The following is a 7,518-nucleotide window of genomic DNA, read 5'->3' as shown; positions in this document are numbered from 1 at the left end:
TCGACAACGCATATGGCGACAGAAACCTAATCTGCACATGCCCCCCAATGGACGCTTACGAAGAAGCCGCTGAGTAAAATCAAAGCCCCCGTTGAAAAGCGGGGGTTTTTCTTAGGGTGCGAAGTCAACGGGTACGCCAAAGGGTGGCGTGTCCACGCTGGCCCCGGTCAGGGCGTGCAGAAACGAGACAAGGCTGCTGATTTCCGTTTGTGATAGTTTCACCGGAGCGATGTCGATCTTACTGCGCACACGCTGCATCTCAAACTGGTCCTGCCAAACAACAAAATCTGCCTTTTGCAGCCATGGTACACTGGGTAATTGCGCCATTTCGGGTGCCCAGTTTGCGAAACTGGCCAAAGGGTCCAGATGATGGCGGATCATGCTTTCAAGGTCAGGAAAGGCGCCGTTGTGGCCGTAAGGTGCGGTCAAGGCCACGTTGCGCAGCATCGGAGTACGGAAGCGATAGGCATCCTCAAGCCGGTCACTTTCGCCCATCCGGCCCACGTCGCGAACATAGGGGTCCCACTGCCGGGTACGACCGGGACCAAAGGGTGGCAGGGCCAGAGCGTGGAATTTCTGATCGGACATCAGCGGGCCGGAATGGCAGTCAGAGCATTGCGCCTTTCCGTAGAAAAGGTTCATTCCGTTCTGTTGGGCCGGCGACAGGGCATTTGTGTCCCCGGCCAGATACCGATCAAACGGGCTGTCGGTGCTGCGCCATTCGGTGGCCATGAACGCCGCCAGCGCGTTGGCGATTTGTGTGATCGAGATGTCTTCGGTCGTCTCGACCTCGTCAAACGCGGCGACCATTGCCGGGCCATAACGCGGATCGGTGCGGACGCGTTTTGCCAAAATCGGCCAACCCTTGTCGATGCGATCATGGACCGCGCCCGTGACCTGGTTTTCGGCGACATTCCCGGCCATTTCGAATTGCGAGGTCAGTGGGAACAGCGATTGCGCGGCCAGCAGCGAATTCAGCCCGTAAGGCAACCATTCCTGCGCAGGTGAATTGAAGCCGTTGCCATACACGTCTGAAATACTCAGGCGGCCATCATGGAATACCGTATGAATGTCTTTTGCCCCAAGGTTCCATAAACCCGGCGAATTGCGCGGAATACGTTTGCGGATTTTTTCCGCTCTGGTACCAGGGGTTCGGTCTGGGCCGAGCCCCTGACCACCCTCGCCAATACCCAGCGATAACCCGTCGGACGTGCCGAAATCCGGGTGATGGCAATGGGCGCAGGTGATGTTCTGATTGCCGGACAGGATCGGATCGTAAAACAGTTGATGACCGATGGCGGCCTGTTCCATATCAAAGGCGATGAAGTCATTATCCGTCAGCGGGCGCGGTAAATCCTGCGCTGCCGCCGCACCGACGAAAAGGAAAACAGCTCCATGCGCCAGTTTGTATTTGCCCTTTGCTGTGTTGCGACCCCGGCGCTGGCCGAACTGGAGCAGGCCCGTGACATGATGGAGGCCGGCGCGTTCGAGGCCGCGCGCGAGGAACTGATGCCCGCTGCCCGATCGGGCAATGCCGAGGCAGAGGAACTGATTGGCGTGATGTACGGCCTTGGGCTGGGCGTCGAGCAAGACTATGAAAGGGCGTTTGAATGGTATTTGCGCGCCTCGATGAAAGGGCATCCGGGGGCGCAGTCCGGCGTTGGCTGGTACTATGAGTTGGGCCTTGGCATGCCCGCGCCTGATTTTGTGCGGGCTTACATGTGGTACACGCTCAGCGCCATTGGCGGCGATCCCGATGCGGCAATCAGCCTTGAGGAAGTGGTCAAGAAAATGTCGCCGGAGCAGATCGAAAAAGCGCATGTTCTGGTCAACGACTACAAAGGGTGGATGTACCCGTTTCGGTAAAAGGCCGGGCCATAAGGCCCGACCCAGTTTTACTTAGTTCAGGTCTGCATCACGCGACGCATTGATCTCGCCTTCGGCGATGGACACGGCCTCGGTCAGCGCGGCAAAGATCTCATCCCCACGGGCCACGTTGGACTGGAACCACTCGTAAACCGGTGTTGCTGCGTCTTTGAACGCGGCTTTCTGTTCGGGAGTTGGAACGTACAGATCACCACCACCTGCGACGAAATCTTCATAGGCCTGGATCGACTTGCGCTTGGGCGATGCAAAGGTCGCTTGCTGCAGGGCATAGAACCCATCCACCACAACACGGCGCAGTTCTTCGGGCATCTCCTGGAACTTGGCATTATTCATCCACCACAGTGCACCCATGTAGGCGTGGCCGTCCAGCGTGACGTATTGCAGGCCCGCATCCGGGAACTTCATGCCCATGATGTCGGTGATGCCGTTCTTGGATCCCTCAACAACGCCAGTCTGGAAACTGGTGAACAGTTCCGGCCACGGGATCGGGGTGGGCGACGCGCCCAGAGCCTTGACCAGTTCCTGAGGCAGGTCGGCGACCACGGTGCGGATTTTCAGGCCTTCCATGTCGGCAGGTTCTGCGATCCGGCGTTGCGTGTTCGCGAAGTTCCGCCAGCCACCGGTATTGCCGATGGTCATCAGGCGGATCGCACCGCCGGAATCCTCCAGCGCCATCTCGCGCATTGTGCGGGTGAAATCACCAGATAGTACACGCTCGGCCACGCGGTCATCCGCCATCAGGTAGGGCAGGTCGAGAACCTGCACATATGGGAAGATGCCCGACGCGCCACCAGAGGTGGAGATGTAGATGTCGATTGTGCCATCAGCCACGCCCTGCAGGCATTCGGCGCCATTCGAACAGAGTTGCGTACCGATGAACAGCTCCACCTCAATCGCGCCGTTTGAGGCCGCTTCGACATAGTTCTTGAAGACGATCAGGCCGTCATAATCCTCGTCGTTTTCGTTTGAGTTTGCGGTCGCGCGCAGCGTGTAGTCAGCCGCAGTGGCCGCAATGGCGGTTGCGGCAACCAGCGACGTCGCTAAGGCTGCTGTTTTGATAAATCTTCCGAGCATGCGTTTCCTCCCTGTGATACTCAGTCAGTTTGCAAATCCCGTTATTCTCGGGATCGTCATGGATAGTGCGGGGATATAAGTGATCAGGAAGATCACTATGATTTCGACGGCCAGAAACGGCAGGATCGCCTTGGCGATCGTCTCGACCTTTTCGCGCGACACGGCGGCGGCCACGAACAGGACCAAACCCATGGGCGGCGTGGCCAAACCAACGGTCAGGTTGACGCTCATGATGATGGCAAAGTGGATCGGATCGACGCCCAGGCTGGTGAAGATCGGCGCAAGGATCGGGCCAAGGATGATGATCGCCGGTCCTGCGTCCAGGAACATGCCGACGACAAACAGCAGCAGGTTGATCAGGAACAGCAGGATCAGCGGATTTTCTGACAGGCTGAGGATCAACTCGGCCAGTTGTTCGGGCGCATGGCTGAGACTGACCACGGTTTTGAAGGCCATCGCCGCGCCGACCAGCAACAAAACGACGGCCGAGGTCAGACCCGCATTGCTGAGAATTTCAGGTACCTCTTTCAGCGTCAGCGTGCGCAGGACAAAAAAGCCGATGAGGAACGCATAGCCGACAGCGACCGCCGCGGCCTCGGTTGGGGTGAAGATACCACCCAGAATACCGCCCAGAATGATGACAGGTGTCAGCAGGGGGAAGAACGCTTTGAGGCTGGCCTGACGGCGCTCGCCCCAGGTGTATTTTCGGCTGGCGACGGGGAAGTCGTATTTGTCGGCCATCACCTTGATCATCAGCATCAAGCCGACGCCGACCATCACGCCGGGTACGATGCCGGCAAGAAAAAGAGCGGCCACGCTTTCGCCCATGACATAGGCGTAGATGATCATGATGCCTGATGGTGGAATGATCGGTCCGATCACGGAACTGGCCGCCGTGATCGCGGCGGCGAACTTGCGGGTATAGCCCTGTTTTTCCATCGCTGGGATCAGCATTGAACCCAGCGCCGACGTATCGGCCACGGCTGAGCCTGACAGCCCGGCAAACAGGATCGAACTCAGCACATTTACATGCGCCAGACCGCCCCGAAAATGGCCCATCAGGGCTTGGCTGAACTCAACCAGACGGATTGTGATGCCGCCGCGGTTCATCAACTCTCCGGCCAGCATGAAGAAGGGGATGGCCATCAGCGGAAAGCTGTCCATGCCGTTATAGACATTGCGATACAGCAGCGTGATGTCGGCCGTCTGACCGTTCAACCACAGAAGAATGCCTGGTGCAGCCAGCAATGCAAAAAAGACCGGCAGGCCGATCAGCAGAAACACCAGAAATGTGGGCAGGAACCATATCAGCATCTATTCGGCCCCCACAGGTGCATCGGCAATGTCCGGCAGCAGATGACCGCCGCCCAACAGGGTCACGACGGCGCGCAAGATCAGCTCGATATTGACTGAAATCAGCAGGATGACCCCAACCAACAGTGAGGCCATCATCCAGCTGCGCGGAATGCGGTACCACTCGTCAAACCCAAAGGACGTTGGCAGATACAGCGCAGCGGTGGCGAACTTGCCGCCAAACCCGGTGACCTCGGACCAGCCGATTTTGACGGCCACCAGCAAAACGGCCAGCGAAACCAGCAGCAGCAGGATGTTCAGGGTTTGCCCAACCCCTCGCGGCAGCATCAGGGGCACCATGTCGATAGCGACAAACCCGCCGCGCCGAAATGCCGTGGGGGCCATCAGGCCGGTCATCCATAGCATGCAGAACCGAGCGGCCTCATCCGGCCAAGGCAGCGCGTTGCCCAGAACGTATCTGAAAAACACCTGAATCAGGATCGCGATTACCATAAGCGCAATCGCAACGACACCAACCGCGCGGCCCAATCGCAGCACGGTTTCATTAACAAACGCGATCGGTGCAAGCACCGACGTCAATCCGCCCATGCGGATCCTCCCTTTTCAGCCGCGGGTTTCCACCGCGACAGTTATTCCGCGCTTACTGGTGCGCGAATTGGCCGAGCTTTCCGGCGTAGAAGGTCAATGCGTCTCCGTCCGCCATACTGGCACGCAGGACCTTTCCAATAACGATAACGTGGTCGCCAGCGTCGTGATAAGCGTGTTGCTCACATTCGAAACGGGCCAGACAATCGGGCAGCAGCGGGGTTCCATTTTCACAGCGCTCGTGGTCGATATCCTGAAGCGCAAACGCGTCTTTCGAGCATCCAAAGCAAAGCTCGGCCTGTTCCGCTGAAAGGACGTGAACACTGAAATGCCGTGCTTCTTGGAAATAACGGAACCGGCGCGAGTTGCGATCGCCCGCCCACATGACAAGTGGTGGGTCCAGCGAAAGGGACGAGAAACTGTTTGCGGTGATGCAAACCGGCCCGTCCGTGCTGTCACAGGTGACAACGGTGACACCGGTGGCAAAACGACCAAAAGCGTCGCGCAAGGTTCGGGTATCGTCCCTGTGGGGAACGAATGTGCGGGTCATGTCCTTTGAGATTGCATTCATCATGGTACCTCATGCCCCAGTGCCGCCTCATACAGGCGGTACCAGCTTTCGCGATCCAAATTGACTTTCAGCGCGTCAGAGATGCGCTTGATCCGGTCCAGATTGTTGGTGCCCAAGACTGGAAGAATGCCTGCAGGGTGGGCCAGAAGAAACGCCACCGCCACGGCGGCGCGATCCACGCCGAATTCCTCAGCGATTTCGTCCGCTACAACCCCGACCGGAGGGTTTCCAGCTATCAGCAACCCGCCACCCAAGGGTGACCACGCCATCACCGGCTGGCCATGCTGCTGATGAAACGCCAGATCACCGTTGGTGAAGGGGCCGATTTCGCCCAGAGAAATCTCGATCTGGTTGGTCACCAATTGGGTTTTCATCGCCGATTGCAGCAGGCTCCAGTCCCATGGGCGGAAATTCGACACGCCAACCGCGCCGACCTTGCCGCTGGCGACAACTTCGTCCAGCGCGGCACCTGTTTCGTGATGATCCATGAATGGATCGGGGCGGTGAATCAGCAGCAAGTCGATATGATCGATGGCCATTTCGGACAGCGATGTCTCAACCGATTTCAGGATATGCGCGCGCGAGGTGTCATAGTATTTGCACTTGGCGTCCGCATACCGACCCATCGGCGCGACGATGTCACATTTGGTGACGATTTCCATCTGCTGACGCAGGCTTGGATTTGCGCGCAAGGCATTGCCCAGAACGGCCTCTGCTGCGTATCCGCCATAGATATCGGCCTGATCGAAGGTGGTGATGCCCTGATCCAGACAGGCCTGAATCTTGGCCTCGACATGGTCTGCCGATGTATCCGTATCATCGCCCAGCCGCCACATGCCATAGACAAGGCGGCTCATGTCCAGCGAGTCAGATAGTTTTACACGTTGCATCAGCGGCGAACTCCATTGCCCAGCGGGGTGGCCGGGGTATTTGCGGGAACCCTTCCGTAAGCTTCGGGAAGGGAACAGGTTTTCAGGTTAGGCATAACACGGCTGCCAAAATGGCGGGCCTCGTCCATGTGAGGATAGCCCGAGAAGATGAAGGCGCGGATGCCCATCTTCTGATACTCTTCGATCTTGGACATGACCTGATCGGTCGATCCGACCAGTGCTGCGCCGCACCCCGACCGTGCGCGGCCAACGCCGGTCCAAAGGCCGGGTTCGACATAGCCATATTCATCCGCCAGATCGCGGTTTTTGGCCTGATGAGCGACGCCCAGTGATGTCGAATCCAAAGCACGCTCACGGATGGCGCGACCGTATTCGTCATCCAGTTTTGAGACGATGTAGTCGGCGTATTCCTGCGCTTCGGCCTCGGTATCGCGGACAATCATGTGCACGCGCAGGCCGTAATCCAGTGTGCGGTTGTAGTTCTCGGCAACCGCGTGGACGGCTTTCATCCGTTCGGCCAGTTGATCTTTGGTTTCGGGCCACATCAGGTAGACGTCGCAATGTTCACCGCACAGTTCCAGAGCGGATGGGGAGTAGCCTCCGAAATACAGTAGCGGCCCGCCGGTTTGATATGGCTTCGCCGGGTCGGTCGTCAGGCCCGAGAAGCTATAGACCTCGCCCGCATGATTGATCTCATCCTGCGTCCACGCCTGTTTCAGGATTTCCACGACTTCGCGTGAACGCTGATAGCGATAGGCGCTGTCGGCTTTCTCGCCGGGGAAATCAGACGAGATGATATTGACCGTTAGCCGTCCCTGCAGCATGTGATCCAGTGTCGCGATGGTGCGGGCCAGCATGATGGGCTGCATCTCGCCGCAGCGCACCGCGGCCAGCATGTTGATTTTGTCGGTGATCGGTGCGCAGCCTGCCACAAAGCTAAGCGTGTCTTGCCCCACCTGATAGGACGACGGGCAGAGGATGTTTCTAAACCCTTGCGCCTCGGCCTCTTTTACGATGCCTGAACAGTGATCCCAGCTGGATCGCAGGTCGCCATCAGGCATTCCAAGAAACTGGTAATCGTCGGAACACAACGCCGCAAACCACGAAACCTCGGCCGCATTCAGATCGGGTGAGGTGATGGGGACGATGGTCATCTGATTCGTTCTCCGCGTGGCTGTGACTTTCCTCTTGCGTAGC

Annotated in this window: 8 protein-coding genes; 1 reads left to right on the top strand and 7 read right to left on the bottom strand. The window is 58.2% G+C overall.

The features are described 5' to 3' along the window. Window positions 1–111: 111 nt before the first annotated feature. Window positions 112–1,311, bottom strand: coding sequence for a cytochrome-c peroxidase (locus tag AC2FIO_RS18610; RefSeq protein WP_496699523.1), 1,200 nt, complete (start codon window positions 1,309–1,311; stop codon window positions 112–114). Window positions 1,312–1,395: 84 nt separating this feature from the next. On the opposite strand from AC2FIO_RS18610, the gene AC2FIO_RS18605 reads away from it, so the two are divergent. Next, window positions 1,396–1,866, top strand: a complete 471-nt coding sequence (locus AC2FIO_RS18605; protein WP_496699521.1) for a tetratricopeptide repeat protein — start codon at window positions 1,396–1,398, stop codon at window positions 1,864–1,866. Window positions 1,867–1,899: 33 nt separating this feature from the next. Here the strand turns inward: AC2FIO_RS18605 and AC2FIO_RS18600 are convergent, their stop codons facing one another. From AC2FIO_RS18600 to AC2FIO_RS18575, 6 genes are read right to left on the bottom strand one after another with little or no spacing between them, the layout of a single operon-like run. After that, window positions 1,900–2,961, bottom strand: a complete 1,062-nt coding sequence (locus tag AC2FIO_RS18600; protein WP_058272641.1) for a TRAP transporter substrate-binding protein — start codon at window positions 2,959–2,961, stop codon at window positions 1,900–1,902. 24 nt (window positions 2,962–2,985) lie between these two features. Continuing rightward, window positions 2,986–4,275 (bottom strand): TRAP transporter large permease, encoded by a 1,290-nt coding sequence (locus AC2FIO_RS18595; protein ID WP_058279679.1) that lies wholly within the window; start codon window positions 4,273–4,275, stop codon window positions 2,986–2,988. Beyond that, window positions 4,276–4,863 (bottom strand): TRAP transporter small permease, encoded by a 588-nt coding sequence (locus AC2FIO_RS18590; RefSeq protein ID WP_058272639.1) that lies wholly within the window; start codon window positions 4,861–4,863, stop codon window positions 4,276–4,278. It lies immediately after the preceding gene. 52 nt (window positions 4,864–4,915) lie between these two features. Then, on the bottom strand, window positions 4,916–5,431 hold the full coding sequence (locus AC2FIO_RS18585; RefSeq protein WP_058272664.1) for a flavin reductase family protein: 516 nt from the start codon (window positions 5,429–5,431) through the stop codon (window positions 4,916–4,918). Further along, on the bottom strand, window positions 5,431–6,321 hold the full coding sequence (locus tag AC2FIO_RS18580) for an aldo/keto reductase (protein WP_496699518.1): 891 nt from the start codon (window positions 6,319–6,321) through the stop codon (window positions 5,431–5,433). The genes AC2FIO_RS18585 and AC2FIO_RS18580 overlap by 1 nt, the downstream gene beginning before the upstream one ends. Next, a complete protein-coding gene (locus AC2FIO_RS18575; RefSeq protein WP_282170550.1) occupies window positions 6,321–7,475 on the bottom strand; it encodes an LLM class flavin-dependent oxidoreductase in 1,155 nt (384 codons plus the stop codon). Before AC2FIO_RS18575 ends, AC2FIO_RS18580 begins: the two co-directional genes overlap by 1 nt. Between the last annotated feature and the right edge of the window lie 43 nt (window positions 7,476–7,518).

It is taken from the genome of Ruegeria sp. CDSB086 (assembly GCF_059611065.1).
This window is presented reverse-complemented; position numbering and strand designations above follow the sequence as displayed.

What these genes read in the sequence shown, in the direction of transcription:
- AC2FIO_RS18585 (WP_058272664.1), bottom strand. Translation starts at nt 5,431, where the DNA reads ATGAATGCAATCTCAAAGGACATGACCCGCACATTCGTTCCCCACAGG.
- AC2FIO_RS18595 (WP_058279679.1), bottom strand. Translation starts at nt 4,275, where the DNA reads ATGCTGATATGGTTCCTGCCCACATTTCTGGTGTTTCTGCTGATCGGC.
- AC2FIO_RS18600 (WP_058272641.1), bottom strand. Translation starts at nt 2,961, where the DNA reads ATGCTCGGAAGATTTATCAAAACAGCAGCCTTAGCGACGTCGCTGGTT.
- AC2FIO_RS18575 (WP_282170550.1), bottom strand. Translation starts at nt 7,475, where the DNA reads ATGACCATCGTCCCCATCACCTCACCCGATCTGAATGCGGCCGAGGTT.
- AC2FIO_RS18605 (WP_496699521.1), top strand. Translation starts at nt 1,396, where the DNA reads ATGCGCCAGTTTGTATTTGCCCTTTGCTGTGTTGCGACCCCGGCGCTG.
- AC2FIO_RS18580 (WP_496699518.1), bottom strand. Translation starts at nt 6,321, where the DNA reads ATGCAACGTGTAAAACTATCTGACTCGCTGGACATGAGCCGCCTTGTC.
- AC2FIO_RS18610 (WP_496699523.1), bottom strand. Translation starts at nt 1,311, where the DNA reads ATGGAACAGGCCGCCATCGGTCATCAACTGTTTTACGATCCGATCCTG.
- AC2FIO_RS18590 (WP_058272639.1), bottom strand. Translation starts at nt 4,863, where the DNA reads ATGGGCGGATTGACGTCGGTGCTTGCACCGATCGCGTTTGTTAATGAA.